The sequence below is a fragment of the Streptomyces sp. NPDC048441 genome, from assembly GCF_043200235.1.
Taxonomy (GTDB): Bacteria; Actinomycetota; Actinomycetes; order Streptomycetales; family Streptomycetaceae; genus Streptomyces.
The window spans coordinates 208,706-221,733 of record NZ_JBICXM010000011.1; the positions used below are offsets into that span (position 1 = coordinate 208,706).

General features: G+C 70.4%; 12 protein-coding genes and 1 pseudogene. 8 read left to right on the plus strand and 5 right to left on the minus strand.

Annotated elements, in window-relative coordinates:
• Nucleotides 1–30: 30 nt before the first annotated feature.
• Complete coding sequence (locus ACGFSB_RS26535) at nt 31–582, minus strand: MarR family winged helix-turn-helix transcriptional regulator (protein WP_393404038.1); 552 nt, start codon at nt 580–582, stop codon at nt 31–33.
• Nucleotides 583–666: 84 nt separating this feature from the next.
• On the opposite strand from ACGFSB_RS26535, the gene ACGFSB_RS26540 reads away from it, so the two are divergent.
• Both ACGFSB_RS26540 and ACGFSB_RS26545 read left to right on the plus strand, forming a co-directional pair.
• Nucleotides 667–1,122 (plus strand): carboxymuconolactone decarboxylase family protein, encoded by a 456-nt coding sequence (locus tag ACGFSB_RS26540; RefSeq protein WP_393404257.1) that lies wholly within the window; start codon nt 667–669, stop codon nt 1,120–1,122.
• Between the two features lie 182 nt (nt 1,123–1,304).
• Entirely contained in the window at nt 1,305–2,090 is a 786-nt protein-coding gene (locus ACGFSB_RS26545) for a hypothetical protein (protein ID WP_393404041.1), read from the plus strand.
• Here the strand turns inward: ACGFSB_RS26545 and ACGFSB_RS26550 are convergent.
• Nucleotides 2,080–2,811, minus strand: a complete 732-nt coding sequence (locus ACGFSB_RS26550; RefSeq protein WP_393404044.1) for a GDSL-type esterase/lipase family protein — start codon at nt 2,809–2,811, stop codon at nt 2,080–2,082. The two genes, ACGFSB_RS26545 and ACGFSB_RS26550, sit on opposite strands and share 11 nt — an antisense overlap.
• Nucleotides 2,812–2,957: 146 nt before the next feature.
• Here ACGFSB_RS26550 and ACGFSB_RS26555 point away from each other — a divergent pair, with 146 nt between their 5' ends.
• Entirely contained in the window at nt 2,958–3,926 is a 969-nt protein-coding gene (locus ACGFSB_RS26555; RefSeq protein WP_393404047.1) for a WD40 repeat domain-containing protein, read from the plus strand.
• A 40-nt stretch (nt 3,927–3,966) separates the two neighbouring features.
• Here the strand turns inward: ACGFSB_RS26555 and ACGFSB_RS26560 are convergent, their stop codons facing one another.
• Nucleotides 3,967–4,404, minus strand: a complete 438-nt coding sequence (locus ACGFSB_RS26560) for a PPOX class F420-dependent oxidoreductase (protein WP_393404050.1) — start codon at nt 4,402–4,404, stop codon at nt 3,967–3,969.
• 31 nt (nt 4,405–4,435) lie between these two features.
• Nucleotides 4,436–5,257, minus strand: coding sequence for a TetR/AcrR family transcriptional regulator (locus tag ACGFSB_RS26565; protein ID WP_393404053.1), 822 nt, complete (start codon nt 5,255–5,257; stop codon nt 4,436–4,438).
• Between the two features lie 106 nt (nt 5,258–5,363).
• Here ACGFSB_RS26565 and ACGFSB_RS26570 point away from each other — a divergent pair, with 106 nt between their 5' ends.
• On the plus strand, nt 5,364–6,377 hold the full coding sequence (locus ACGFSB_RS26570) for an ATP-binding cassette domain-containing protein (RefSeq protein ID WP_393404056.1): 1,014 nt from the start codon (nt 5,364–5,366) through the stop codon (nt 6,375–6,377).
• Nucleotides 6,374–7,219: an ABC transporter permease gene (locus tag ACGFSB_RS26575; RefSeq protein ID WP_393404059.1), complete on the plus strand. Its 846-nt coding sequence runs from the start codon at nt 6,374–6,376 to the stop codon at nt 7,217–7,219. Before ACGFSB_RS26570 ends, ACGFSB_RS26575 begins: the two co-directional genes overlap by 4 nt.
• Before the next feature lie 151 nt (nt 7,220–7,370).
• On the opposite strand, the gene serC is transcribed toward ACGFSB_RS26575, so the two are convergent.
• Nucleotides 7,371–8,489 carry a phosphoserine transaminase gene (gene serC, locus ACGFSB_RS26580; RefSeq protein ID WP_393404062.1) on the minus strand — a complete coding sequence of 373 codons (1,119 nt, stop codon included), beginning with the start codon at nt 8,487–8,489 and terminating at the stop codon, nt 7,371–7,373.
• Nucleotides 8,490–8,644: 155 nt separating this feature from the next.
• Here serC and ACGFSB_RS26585 point away from each other — a divergent pair, with 155 nt between their 5' ends.
• The 3 genes and pseudogenes from ACGFSB_RS26585 (at nt 8,645) to ACGFSB_RS26595 (ending at nt 12,961) form a co-directional block, all read left to right on the plus strand.
• A complete protein-coding gene (locus ACGFSB_RS26585) occupies nt 8,645–11,464 on the plus strand; it encodes an FAD-binding and (Fe-S)-binding domain-containing protein (protein ID WP_393404065.1) in 2,820 nt (939 codons plus the stop codon).
• A 53-nt stretch (nt 11,465–11,517) separates the two neighbouring features.
• Nucleotides 11,518–11,664, plus strand: a pseudogene (locus ACGFSB_RS26590) (GntR family transcriptional regulator); the annotation flags it as partial.
• 316 nt (nt 11,665–11,980) lie between these two features.
• Entirely contained in the window at nt 11,981–12,961 is a 981-nt protein-coding gene (locus ACGFSB_RS26595) for a DMT family transporter (protein WP_393404068.1), read from the plus strand.
• Nucleotides 12,962–13,028 lie beyond the last annotated feature (67 nt).

Sequence of the window (13,028 nt, forward strand, 5' to 3'; positions counted from 1 at the left end):
CGCAGTACAACGATACGCACGGAGACAAGGTCACGACCCGCCGAGCCACCCCGCCGCGTCGAGCCGGAACGCCTCCGGGGGGACGACCGAGCGCAGGTCGTCCTGGAGGGCGTCCAGGCGTCGCGCGCCGAGCTGCCCGGCCCACTCCCCCCGCAGCTCGTCGAAGATCGCCGCCGAGCGGCGCAGCATGTCGATGCCGTGCGGGGTGAGGCGGACCAGCTTGCGGCGGGCGTCGGCGGGGTCGTCGGTGCGTTCCGCGTAGCCGAGGGTGATCAGGCGGTCGATGGTCTTGCCCGCGGCCTGCTTGGAGACGCCGAGCCGGCGGCCTACGTCGCTCGCGCTCGCGCCCCGCACGCCGATCGCCTGCATCGCGAAGCCGTGGGCCGGGCGGGCTTCGGGGTGGCCCTGGCGGGCCAGCTCGGCGTGCAGCCGGTCGATCAGGGTGCGGAACCCGGCGAAGAGGAGGAGCGGCAGCTCGAAGCCGCGTACGTCGTCGCCGCGTACGTCGTCCGCCGGAGGGTCGTTCACCTTGCCAGAATCGACAACCTGGTTTACTTTATTTCCGTCAACCATGTTGTCCATCGTAAGGGGTACACCTTGTCTGCCTCGTTCGCCTTGTTCGCTGAGCACACCGTGGAAACCGCCCCCGCGGAGTCGCGCGCCGCGATGGAGCGCACGGCCGCGGCCTTCGGTAGAACGCCGAGCGCGGTGGCCCGCCTCGCCGAGTCGCCCGAACTGCTCAACGGCTTCCTGGAGTTGAGCGCGTCCTTCGATCGGACGACGCTGGAACCGGTGGCCAGGGAGGTCGTCGTCATGACCGTCGCCGTACGCAACGAGTGCCACATCTGCGTGACCATCCACACCGCCAAACTGCGGAAGCTGGGCGCGGACGCCGAGCTGATCGCCGCGTTGCAGGAAGGGCGGGCGCCGGGTGATGAACGGCTGGACGCGGTACGGCAGTTCACGCTGGAGGTGCTTGCCGCAGCCGGGGGCGTCGGGGACGAGGAGCTGAAGAGGTTCCTGGCGGCGGGCCACACGGAGCGCAACGCCCTGGAGGTGGTCATGGGCATCGGTACGTACACGATGTCGACGCTGGCGAACCGGCTGACGCGGGCCACGTGAGGCGCGTGAGGCGCCGCCCGCACCGCGCCCTCACCTCCGATACCCCCGGTACATGACCCGCCGCAACGCCACCTCCATCGGCCCGCGCCGCCCTGCCCGCTCCACCGCGATGCCGATCAGGGCGGTCCGGCGAAGGAGGGGGTGTTGGGGAGTTGTTGGTGGGGTGGGCGAGGATGCGGGGCATGACCGTGAAGAAGATTGCCCGCTCGCTCGGCGTTCTCGCCGCCGCCGTAGGGCTCGTCGCACTCAGTAATCCGGCTCACGCCGCGGGGGACGTCTACCAGGGCACCGGGTGGAAGATCCTCAAGCAGCGGGGCATCCAGTCGCTCAGCCCCGACCCGTACGTCATCAAGATCGTCAAGCCCAAGGCGGCCGACACCAAGCTCAACGCCGCGCGGACCAAGGCCGCCGAGGCCCAGCTGAGGGCGCAGTTGAAGAAGACCGCCGCCCAGCTGACTTCGGTCACCGGCACCAAGTTCACGCTGGCCGGCGGCTATCAGAAGGAGGAGACGGCCTGCTCCACCGCCGAGCGTCACGTCATCGCCGTGGGGCTGAAGTACCGGCCTTTCACCCCCGGCAACAAGCCCGGCTACTCCCAGGCGCACCCCTGCTCGGCGAGCGGTAACCAGAGTGCGTGGGGCGGGTGGATATGGGTCGACAGTGAGTACTGGATCCCGGGGGACTGGGCGGCGTCTCCGGCGCGCGTGTCGAACATGATGAGCCACGAGGTGGGGCATTCGATCGGGCTCGACCACGCCAATGTGGACGGCCCGGACGCGAACAAGACCGCCGACCCGTACGAGTGCGTCTCCAACAGCAGCAAGGACCTGCCGGTGATGTGCTCCCCCAACGGGGGTCACGGCAGGGCCAAGGGCGGCACCGACGCCCGCGCCAGGAAGTACGCCGGGCAGTACACGAAGTGGGACATCGCCGGGCTCAAGGCCCTCAAGGCCAACTTCAGCCGGTAGGGGAGAGATCGTTCAGGGGGCGGAGAGGGGCTGGGGGTGCGGGCTCGTACCGCGCCCCCACTCCCCACGCCTGATGCATCGCCTCCGCGAACGCCGCAGCCAGCTTGTGCTCGCCGCTTCCGTTGGGGTGCGTCCCGTCGTATGTGTCGTTCTCGATCTCGTACGACAGCGGTGACGAGGCCAGGAGCAGCGGGGACGGGCCCGTGTCCAGGTCCGCCACCGCCTTCGCGAGGAGCGTGTTGAAGCGGGACACCTCCGTCGCGAAGGGGGCGTCCGTCCTGGCCCGGACGTTCGGGATCACCGGGAGCATGACCATCCGGATGTGCGGGTTCGCCGACCTCGCTGCCGCGACGAAGGCGTGCATGTTCCGCGCTGTCTGTTCCGCGTTCGTGTAGAAGCCCAGGTCGATCAGGCCCAGGGAGATCAGCAGGACGTCGGGGCGATCGCGCCGCACCGCATCCGCGATCTGCGGCGCCATGTGCAGCCAGCCCTCGCCCCAGCCTGCGAAGTGGTGGCGGGGGAAGTCCGGGTCCTCGCAGGCGTACGCGTACGAGACCGGCTCGCCCGTGGCCTTGTCGTGCAGCGCCCGGCGGGGGCCCACCACGGCGAAACGCGCGTCACCGAGCGACGCCCGCAGGTGCTGCCACATGCGGTAGCGCCAGGTGTGTTCCCCCGCGCTTCCGATCGTCATCGAATCGCCGACGAACATGAACCTGAGCATCCGCTCATCATCCCGGATCAACGCCCCGGCCTGCGATGTGAGGCTGAACACCCGCCCTGCCGGGTGGGGGTGGCAGGCTTGGGCCCATGCGTTCACTGCGTTGTTCCTTGCTGGGTGCCAGGGGTGCCAGGGGTGCCATTGGCGCCATGAGTGCCGGGTGCCTGGTCCTCCTTGCCACCGCTGGTCATGCCGCCGCCGATGACAGCCACGAAGGGTTCACCGTCAAGGACCCCCGCATCATCGAGTCCAGCGGCCTCGCCGCGTCCCGTGCCCACCCGGGCGTCTACTGGACGCACAACGACCAGGACAAGGGCGGGGCGCTCCTCTACGCGGTGGACAGCAGGACGGGGAAGACCGTCGCCACCGTCACCATGACCGGCGTCGGGACGCCCCGTGACGTCGAGGCCATTTCCGTCGGCAGCGACGGCAACATCTACGTCGGCGACATCGGCGACAACCTGGGCGGCACCTGGTCCCACGTATGGATCTACAAGCTGCCCGAGCCGAAGAAGCTGGGCGACCAGACGGTCCGCGCCACCCAGTACACGGTGAAGTACGCGGACGGGGCGCGGGATGCAGAGGCGCTCATGGTGCATCCCAAGACCGGGCGGATCTACATCGCCGACAAGAAGGAGGAGGGTGGCGCACTCTACGAAGGGCCCGCCCAGATGTCCGCCTCCGGAGTCAATGTCTTCAAGCGCGTGGCCAGTACGGGGCTCTGGACCACCGACGGCGCCTTCTCGCCCGACGGCAAGCAGCTCTCGCTGCGCGGATACTTCGGCGGTGTCTCGTACGCCTGGAAGGGCGACGGCGAGAAGCCCGAGCGCGAGGGGCGGCTGAGCGTGCCGTTGCAGCGGCAGGGCGAGTCCGTGACGTACACCCTGGACGGGACGACCCTCATGTACGGCACCGAGGGCGAGCAGAGCGAAGTCGAGGCCGTCGCGGTGGATGGCGCGGGCGGAGGCCACAACTCGTCCTCAAGCGGCGGGAGTTCAGGTGAGGCCGGGGCGGGCGGGGCCTCTGGGTTCGGCGGTGACGTCAAGATGGGCGCGCTGGCCGTCGCCGTCGTGCTCGCCGCCTTCTTCGGACTGAAGCGGATGTTCCGGCGGAAGTAGCGGAAGTAGCGGAAGTAGCGGGGCTGGGGTGGGGCCGGGGCTACTCGTCCAGCACCCGCACCTCGTAATGCAGCGTCTTGTCCCGCTTGACCTTGTGCGCGAGCGGGACGAGGACCCCGTGCATGACCGGATGCTTGCGCCGCATCAGCTTCGACGCGTGCTTGTTCTCCTCGCTGCCCTGGTCGAGGAGCCGTACCCGCGCCTTGATCTCGGGCCCGGTCGGCGAGCCGCGCAGCGTCGACGGGGCGATCTCGACCTGGGGGTTGCGGCGCATCCGCTTGGCCTTCCAGGACGTGGCGTAGGTGCGGACGTACGCGTGGTCGCCTTCGACGACGATGCTGACCGGGGTGCCCACGCCCGTGCCGTCCTTTTTGTGGCTCGTGAGCAGGACGGCGTACTGCTTCACGAACGGGGCGAGAGCGGGGCTCGCTCCGGGATTCTCTCCGGGATTCGCGTGATTCGCGGGTTTCGGCGTCATGTCTCTATCTAGGCAGTGATCACCTGGTTTGTCATGCCCCCCGGGCGACCCGGGCGCCGTTCTCCTCTCCCTCCTCACGCTGGGCCACCAGTACGTCGAGACCGTCGAGCAGGCGCTGGAGGCCGAACTCGAAGTGGTCGAAGTCCGAGCCGAACGCATCCTCGGAGAGGCCTGCGAGGTGGGGGTAGCGGCCGCTTCTCATGATCCGGTGGAGGGTCGGGTACTGCGCCTCCCAGAACGCCCGGTCCGTCAGGCCGCTCTTCTTCACCGCCTCCACCTCGTGCACCTGGGTGCGGGCGACCCCGGTGACGTACCCCTCGACCATGACGATCACCCCGATCAGCTCGGGGTCGGTCAGGCGCATCGACTTGATGCCGGACAGGGTCCGCTCCAGGCCGCCGACCGAGCCGGGCCCGAGTACCGGGCGGGCCTGGTTGACCTGGAGCAGCCAGGGGTGCGCGTGGTAGAGGACGAGCGTCTCGCGGGCGTACGCCTCCATGGCCTGGCGCCAGCCGCCGCTCGGGGGCTCGGCCTCGCCCGCCGGTGTGTACACGCGGTCCAGCATCAGGTCGAGCAGTTCGCCCTTGCCGGGGACGTAGCGGTACAGGGACATCGTGCCGGTGCCGAGCTCGGTGGACAGGCGGCGCATCGAGACCGCCGTGAGCCCCTCGGCATCCGCGAGGCGCACCGCCTCGGTGACGATCCGGTCCAGGGTGAGGCCGGGCTTGGGGCCCCGCGTGGGACGTTCACCCCCGCCCCAGAGCAGTTCCAGGCTGCGGGTGATGTCGCCGCCGGTGCGCTGGGTTTCGTCGCTGCTGCTGCCGTCGGTGCCGCCGCCGTTCGTGCTCGTCATGGCGCTCACCTTAATCGTCGGATCGCTTATTGAGTACACCGTACCCAAGAAATTGAGTACGGTGTACTCTCCACTGGGTACGGCGTACTCAAAGACTGGAGGGGCAGTGAGCGAGAACGAATACGCGGTGCGGGCCGAGGGGCTCGACAAGCGCTACGGGGAGAAGAGGGCCCTGGACGCCTTCGACCTCCGCGTCGCACGCGGCACGGTGCACGGACTGCTCGGCCCGAACGGCGCGGGCAAGACCACCGCCGTACGCATCCTCTCGACGCTGGTGCGGCTCGACGGCGGGCGAGCGGAGGTGGCGGGCGCCGATGTCGTACGCAGCCCCGATGTCGTACGCGGCCGCATCGGCCTGACCGGCCAGTACGCGGCGGTCGACGAGGTCCTCACCGGGCGGCAGAACCTGGAGATGTTCGGCCGCCTCTTCCACCTGGGCGGCAAGCGGGCCGCGCGGCGCGCGCAGGAGCTCCTCGATCAGTTCGACCTGGTGGACGCGGCCGACAAGGGGGCGGGCCAGTACAGCGGCGGAATGCGGCGCAGGCTCGACCTCGCCGCTTCGATGATCCTCGCGCCCGCCGTCCTCTTCCTGGACGAGCCGACCACCGGGCTCGACCCGCGAGGCCGCCTCGAAGTCTGGGACACCGTAAGGAAGTTGGTCGCGGACGGCACGACCGTGCTGCTCACCACCCAGTATCTGGACGAGGCCGACAAACTGGCATCCCGGATCACCGTCATCGACCAGGGCCGCGCCATCGCCGACGACACCCCGGACGGCCTCAAGAACACCGTGGGCGGCAGCTATCTGGAGGTCGTGGTGCGCGATGCCGCCGACCTCGGGGCGGCATGGACCGCCGTGTCCCGCGTCGCCGAAGGCGTACCGGAATCCGTCGCCCTGGAGCGGCGCGTCCAGGCGGCCGTGACGGACCGGGTCGGCGCCCTGACGGACGTGGCGCGGACGCTGCGGGACCAGGGGGTCGCGGTGGAGGACATCGGACTGCGGAGGCCGAGCCTCGACGACGTGTTCCTGCGGCTCACGGGACACCGCACGGAGAACGAGACGGATACGGCAGGGGAACCGGCCGCCGACACCGACGAGAAGACGGGGGTCGCGGCATGAGCGCCGTACAGACCGTGGATGCCATGGACACCCAGCCCTCGCGCGGACGCCTCTACTGGGCGCTCGCCGACACCTGGAACGTCACCCGCCGTTACCTCACCCACTTCCAGCGCCAGCCCGTCAACATCGCCTGGCAACTGGGCTTCCCGATCATCTCCGTGCTTCTGTACGGGTTCGTCTTCGGCGAGGCGATGAAGGTGCCGGGCGGGGGTGAGGACGGCGATTACAAGCAGTTCCTGATGCCGGGCATGTTCGTGATGACCATGGCCTTCGGCTTCATGAACACCGCGATGGCGGTGGTCACGGACTCGACGAAGGGCGTCATCGACCGCTTCCGTTCGATGCCGATGGCGCCTTCGGCGGTGGCGGCGGGGCGCGGCCTCGCCGACCTGATCGTGGCCTGCGCCGAGCTGACGATCCTCGCGCTCACCGCGCTCGCGATCGGCTGGCGGTCGAGCGAGGGGCTGCCAGAGACCCTGGCGGCCTTCGGGCTCCTGCTGTTCCTGCGGTTCAGCCTGATCTGGGTGGGCGTGTTCCTGGGCCTCGTCGTACCGACCCCGGAGGCGGCGGGCGGCCTCTACGCGGTCGCCTTCCCGCTGACGATGATCTCCAGCGTCTTCGTGGCCCCGTCCCTGATGCCGGACTGGCTGGCGCCGATCGCCGCATGGAACCCGGTGTCCTCCACGGGCACGGCAGCACGCGAACTGTTCGGCAACCCCGGGGCGGGCGGGGCGAGCTGGGTCGAGCAGAACGCGGTACTGATGGCGGTGGTGTGGCCGGTGGCAGTCTCACTCCTGTTCCTGCCACTAGCGGTAAGAAAGTTCAAGCAACTGAGCAGGTGAGGGGTGCGCTGAGAGGGCGCCCGAAGGGGCGCGGGGAACTGCGCGACCAGCCACGACGCATCCGCGGGTGAGAGCCGAGCCGGTCAACGCAAAGGGGGCGCCGGGCAGGTGATACCTGCCCGGCGCCCCCTCCGCCTAGGAGCTGCCGAAGCTAAAGCTGCCCAATGACATAGTCCACGCACTTCGTGAGCGCCAAGACATCCGCAGGATCAATCGCAGGGAACATCGCCACACGAAGCTGGTTCCGGCCCAGCTTCCGATACGGCTCCGTGTCCACGATGCCGTTAGCCCGAAGGGCCTTCGCCACCGCCGCCGCATCAATCTCGTCCGCGAAGTCGATCGTGCCGATGACCTGCGACCGCTTGGCCGGGTCCGTGACGAACGGCGTCGCGTACTTGGACTCCTCGGCCCACCCGTACAGCGCCTGCGACGACGCGGCCGTGCGGCCGGTCGTGAAGTCGAGCCCGCCCTGGCTGTTCATCCACTCAAGCTGCTCGGCGAGCAGGAAGAGCGTGGCGAGGGCCGGGGTGTTGTACGTCTGGTTCTTGCGGGAGTTGTCGATCGCCGTGGGGAGCGAGAAGAACTCCGGTACGTGGCGGCCCGACGCGTGGATGCGCTCGGCACGCTCGATCGCGGCGGGCGAGAACGCGGCGATCCACAGACCGCCGTCCGACGCGAAGGACTTCTGCGGGGCGAAGTAGTAGACGTCCGTCTCGGCGATGTCGACCGGGAGGCCGCCCGCGCCGGAGGTGGCGTCCACCAGGACGAGGGAACCCGCGTCCGCGCCGGCCACGCGCTTGATGGGGGCCGCGACGCCGGTCGAGGTCTCGTTGTGGGTGAACGCGTAGACGTCCACGCCCGCCTCGGCCTGCGGCTCCGGGTGCGTGCCGGGGTCGCTCGTGATCACGGTGGGCTCGGCGAGCCACGGGGCGAGCTTCGAGGCCTTCGCGAACTTGGAGGAGAACTCGCCGAAGCTGAGGTGCTGCGACTTGTTCTCGATCAGGCCGTGCGTCGCGACGTCCCAGAAGGCGGTGGAGCCGCCGTTGCCCAGGATCACCTCGTACCCCTCGGGGAGGGAGAAGAGGTCGCGCACACCCTCGCGCACCTTGCCGACCAGGTTCTTGACCGGGGCCTGGCGGTGGGAGGTGCCGAGCAGAGAGGTGCCGGTGGCGGCGAGCGCGTCCAGAGCCTCCGTGCGCACCTTGGAGGGGCCCGCGCCGAAACGTCCGTCGGCGGGCTTGATGTCAGCGGGAATCCGGATCTCAGCCACGGGGTGAGCCTAGCGGCTCGGGGTGGGCCGACTTCCGGGTGTCCGCCGGGTGAGATCGTCCCGCCCCACAGCGTGGACGCCTCCGGTGATGGACGGTGCGCATGAGAGGGCGGAGCCCAGTTCGGGAAGGGGCGGGATCGGGGAAGAGGAATGGCATGAGCGATCTGGGAGACGTGGAGCGGGAACTGCGGAAGGCCGTGCGCGGGGAGGTCGACTTCTCCACCACCGCACGCGCCCTGAACACGATGGACGCGTCCAACTACCGAAGAGTGCCGCTGGGCACCCTCGCCCCGAGGGACGCGGACGACGTGACGGCTGCCCTGACGCTGTGCCGGGAGCGCGGTATCCCGGTGGTCGCACGCGGCGCGGGCACCTCCATCGCGGGCCAGGCGACCGGCACGGGTCTCGTCCTCGACTTCACCCGCCACATGAACCGCATCGTCTCGATGGACCCGGAGTCGAAGACGGCCGTCGTACAGCCGGGTGTCGTACTCGACGACCTGCGGGGCGCGGCGGCGGCGCACGGCCTCACCTTCGGCCCCGACCCGTCCACCCACAACCGCTGCACGCTCGGCGGAATGATCGGCAACAACTCCTGCGGCTCACACTCGGTCGCCTGGGGCACGACGGCCGACAACGTCTCGTCGCTCTCGGTCGTGAGCGGGGCGGGCGCCCGGCTCGCTCTGGGGCAGGGCTGGTCCGGCGCCCCTGAGGGCCTGCGCCCGCTCGTGGAAGGAGACCTCGAGCTCCTGCGCACCGGCTTCCCGGAGCTGCCGCGCCGTATCTCCGGCTATGCCCTGGACGCCATGCTCCCCGAGCGCGGCGTGGACCTGGCCCGCGCCTTCTGCGGCTCGGAAGGCACGCTGGGCGTGGTGACGGAGGCGGTCGTACGCCTCGTAGAAGCGCCACGCGCGCGTGCCCTCGCGGTCCTCGGTTACGCCGACGAGAGCGCGGCGGCGGAGGCGGCGGCTGGACTGCTGCCCCACCAGCCCCTGACGGTGGAGGGCATGGCGGCCGATCTCGTACGGGGAGCGACGGGGCTCCCCAAGGGCGGCGCCTGGCTGTTCGTGGAGACGGGTGGCGGCAGCGAGGGCGAGGCACGCGCGCGTGCGGAGTCGATCGCGCGGGCGGTCTCCGGGGACACGGTGGACTCGGTGGTCGTGACGGACCCGGCGGGGCAGCGAGCCCTGTGGCGGGTCCGCGAGGACGCGAGCGGGACGGCGACGCGGATGCCGGACGGCAGCGAGGCATGGCCGGGCTGGGAGGACTGCGCGGTGCCGCCCGCCCGCCTCGGGGCGTATCTGCGGGACTTCAGGGGGCTGCTCACCGACCACGGCCTGCGCGGCACTCCGTACGGGCACTTCGGGGACGGCTGCATCCACGTACGCATCGACTTCGACCTGATGAGCGACGACGGCGTGCGGCGCTTCAGGCGCTTCTCGGAGGACCTGGCGGAGGTCGTGGTCGCGCACGGCGGTTCGCTGTCGGGCGAGCACGGCGACGGCCAGGCACGGGCGGAACTGCTTCCGAAGATGTACGGGGCTGACCTCGTCCGGCTGTTCGAGCGGGTGAAGGGGGTGTGGGACCCGGCGGACCTGCTGAATCCCGGGATGCTGGTGCGCCCCGCGCCGCTGGACGCGAACCTGCGGTTCGCGGTGCTGCCGAGGGAGCCGGTGGACGTGGCCTTCGGCTACCCCCATGACGGCGGGGACTTCTCGGCGGCGGTGCGGCGGTGTGTGGGGGTCGCGAAGTGCCGTACCGCATCCGCTGGTTCGGGCAGCGGCGTCATGTGCCCCTCCTTCCGGGCCACGGGCGAGGAGAAGCACTCCACGCGGGGCCGGGCCCGGCTGCTGCACGAGATGCTCGCGGGGGAGGTCGTCACGGACGGCTGGCGCTCGGAGGAGGTGCGGGACGCGCTCGACCTGTGCCTGTCCTGCAAGGGCTGCCGGTCGGACTGCCCGGTGGGCGTGGACATGGCCACGTACAAGGCGGAGTTCCTGCATCACCACTACGAAGGACGCAGGCGGCCCGCGGCGCACTACGCGATGGGCTGGCTGCCGGTGTGGCTGCGGCTCGCGGACCGGACGCGCACGGCGGGGGTGGCCAATGCCCTGATGCGGGTGGGGGTGCTGGCGTCGCTCGCGAAGCGGGTGGGCGGGATCGCGCGGGAGAGGGAGATTCCGCGTCTTGCGGGGGAGTCCTTCCGGCGGTGGTTCCGCGGGCGGAAGGATGCCGGCGCTTCGGAGGGCCCGGCGGTCGTGCTGTGGCCCGACACCTTCACGGACCATCTGTCGCCGGGGGTGGGCCGGGCGGCGGTGCGGGTTCTGGAGGACGCGGGGCTGCGTCCCGTGGTGCCGCCCGGGGATGTGTGCTGCGGGCTGACGTACGTGTCCACGGGCCAGCTCGACCGGGCTCGCGCGGTGATGCGGCGGACGCTGGAGCGGATGGGGCCGCTCCTTGACTCGGGGGCGCTGCTCGTGGTCCTCGAACCGAGCTGTGCGGCGGCGCTGAAGACGGACCTGGTGGAGCTGCTTGGGGAGGATGCGCGGGCGGCTGAACTGGCGGGCCGGGTACGGACGTTCGCCGAGGCCCTGGAGGAGCTGGCCCCGGAGTGGTCGCCGCCGCGGATCGGGCGGCCGGTGGTGGGCCAGACGCACTGCCATCAGCACGCGGTCCTCGGTGACGCGGCCGAACGCCGACTGCGGGAGAAGGCGGGCCTGGTGGGCGAGCTGAGCGGCGGCTGCTGCGGGCTCGCGGGGAACTTCGGCTTCGAGGCGGGCCACTACGAGGTCTCGGTGGCGTGCGCGGAGGAGCAGTTGCTCCCGGCGGTGCGGGGTTCCGTGCCGGAGGCGGAGGGCGGGGCGGTGGTCCTGGCGGACGGCTTCTCCTGCCGGACGCAGCTGGAGCACCTGGGGGAGGGGGCGCGGGGGCGGCATCTGGCGGAGGTGTTGGCTGAGGGGTTGGGGGAGGGGTGAGGGCCCGCGGGGCGCGGTGGAGGGTGCTGAGCTGAGGGGGCGGCGGCGCGGCCGTTGGCCGCGCAGGGGCGGCGGTCACCGTTCGCGAGCACCGGCAGCAGACGCTGCGTCCAGCGGCGTACGTGGCTCCCGCTGGAGCCGGAGGGCCCTATCGCTGGCTCACTGAAGTCGCGGAGCACGGCACGAACCCTTGCAGTACGAGTTCACGCCGTCTTGACCGGGCCTCAGCACGGTTGGCGCGGCCGTAACCGATGAGGTGCACGCGGCCGGACTTGTCGACGACGCCGGGACACAGAAATTCCGCCGTGGCGCGGTGTACGCCCTGCGGGGGTGGGACTTTCCTGCAGTCGGGGTGGGGAGGCCGCTGCCTCGGAATGTGGACGTGGTTTGCGTACAGCAGTGAAAGGGCTCCACAATCCTTACGTGGTCTATTACCTTGGACGGGGTGGTTCAGGGAAGTGGACTGGTTGGTCGGTTGGTTGGTTGGTTGGGGTCCAGGTAAGGGAAAGGGTTGTTGTGGACGCGTCGCGTAGTGGTCAGGAGGCGGCGGCCGGAGGGCGCTGGGAGGCCCTCGGGCCCGTCGGGCTCGTGCTCGCGGGCGGCGTCTCCGTCCAGTTCGGCGGGGCCATCGCCGTGAGCGTGATGCCCAAGGCCGGAGCGCTCGGCATCGTGACCCTGCGCCTCGCCTTCGCCGCGCTCGTGCTGATGATCGTCTGCAGGCCCAAGGTGCGGGGGCACTCGCGCGCCGACTGGGGGACCGTCCTTGCCTTCGGTGTGGCCATGGCCGGGATGAACGGGCTCTTCTATCAGTCCGTCGCCCGGATCCCGATGGGCCCCGCCGTCACGCTCGAGGTGCTCGGGCCGCTCGCCCTGTCCGTTTTCGCGTCCCGGCGTGCCCTGAATCTCGTCTGGGCCGGGCTCGCCCTCTGCGGTGTCTTTCTGCTGGGGGGTGGCGGTGGGTTCAGCGGGCTTGATCCGGCCGGTGTCGCCTACGCCCTCGGCGCCGGTGTCATGTGGGCCACGTACATCGTCTTCAGCTCGCGTACGGGGCGTCGCTTCCCGCAGGCCGACGGGCTCGCCCTCGCCATGGTCGTCGCGGCCGTCCTCTTCCTGCCGCTCGGCCTCGTCGAGTCGGGGGAGAAGCTCATCCGGCCCGAGGTGCTCGGGCTCGGTGCGGCCGTCGCGGTGATGTCGTCCGTCCTGCCGTACACGCTCGAACTGCTCGCCCTGCGCAGGCTTCCCGCCTCCACCTTCGCGATCATGATGAGCCTGGAACCGGCCATCGCGGCCGTCGCCGGGTTCCTCGTGCTCAACCAGGCCCTCTCCGTCAATGAGGCGCTGGCCATCTCGCTCGTCATCGCCGCGAGCATGGGTGCCGTCCGGACCCAGGTCGGGCGCGGCCGGGCCCGGAAGAACGGGGAGGTCGTGTCGGGGGGTACCCCGGAGGCGGCCCTTGTCGCCGCCGGCGAACCCGTTCCGGAGACGTCCGGAAAGTAATGCAAGCACGCTTGCTTGTTTCTCTGGGCGCTGCCATGCTCCAGGGCACTTCCCCAAGCTCTCAACT

Bases quoted from the DNA above. Each gene is read 5' to 3' on its own strand.
- ACGFSB_RS26555 (WP_393404047.1), top strand. From the start codon at position 2,958: ATGAGTGCCGGGTGCCTGGTCCTCCTTGCCACCGCTGGTCATGCCGCC.
- ACGFSB_RS26550 (WP_393404044.1), bottom strand. From the start codon at position 2,811: ATGCTCAGGTTCATGTTCGTCGGCGATTCGATGACGATCGGAAGCGCG.
- ACGFSB_RS26565 (WP_393404053.1), bottom strand. From the start codon at position 5,257: ATGACGAGCACGAACGGCGGCGGCACCGACGGCAGCAGCAGCGACGAA.
- ACGFSB_RS26535 (WP_393404038.1), bottom strand. From the start codon at position 582: ATGGACAACATGGTTGACGGAAATAAAGTAAACCAGGTTGTCGATTCT.
- ACGFSB_RS26540 (WP_393404257.1), top strand. From the start codon at position 667: ATGGAGCGCACGGCCGCGGCCTTCGGTAGAACGCCGAGCGCGGTGGCC.
- ACGFSB_RS26545 (WP_393404041.1), top strand. From the start codon at position 1,305: ATGACCGTGAAGAAGATTGCCCGCTCGCTCGGCGTTCTCGCCGCCGCC.
- ACGFSB_RS26560 (WP_393404050.1), bottom strand. From the start codon at position 4,404: ATGACGCCGAAACCCGCGAATCACGCGAATCCCGGAGAGAATCCCGGA.
- ACGFSB_RS26575 (WP_393404059.1), top strand. From the start codon at position 6,374: ATGAGCGCCGTACAGACCGTGGATGCCATGGACACCCAGCCCTCGCGC.
- ACGFSB_RS26585 (WP_393404065.1), top strand. From the start codon at position 8,645: ATGAGCGATCTGGGAGACGTGGAGCGGGAACTGCGGAAGGCCGTGCGC.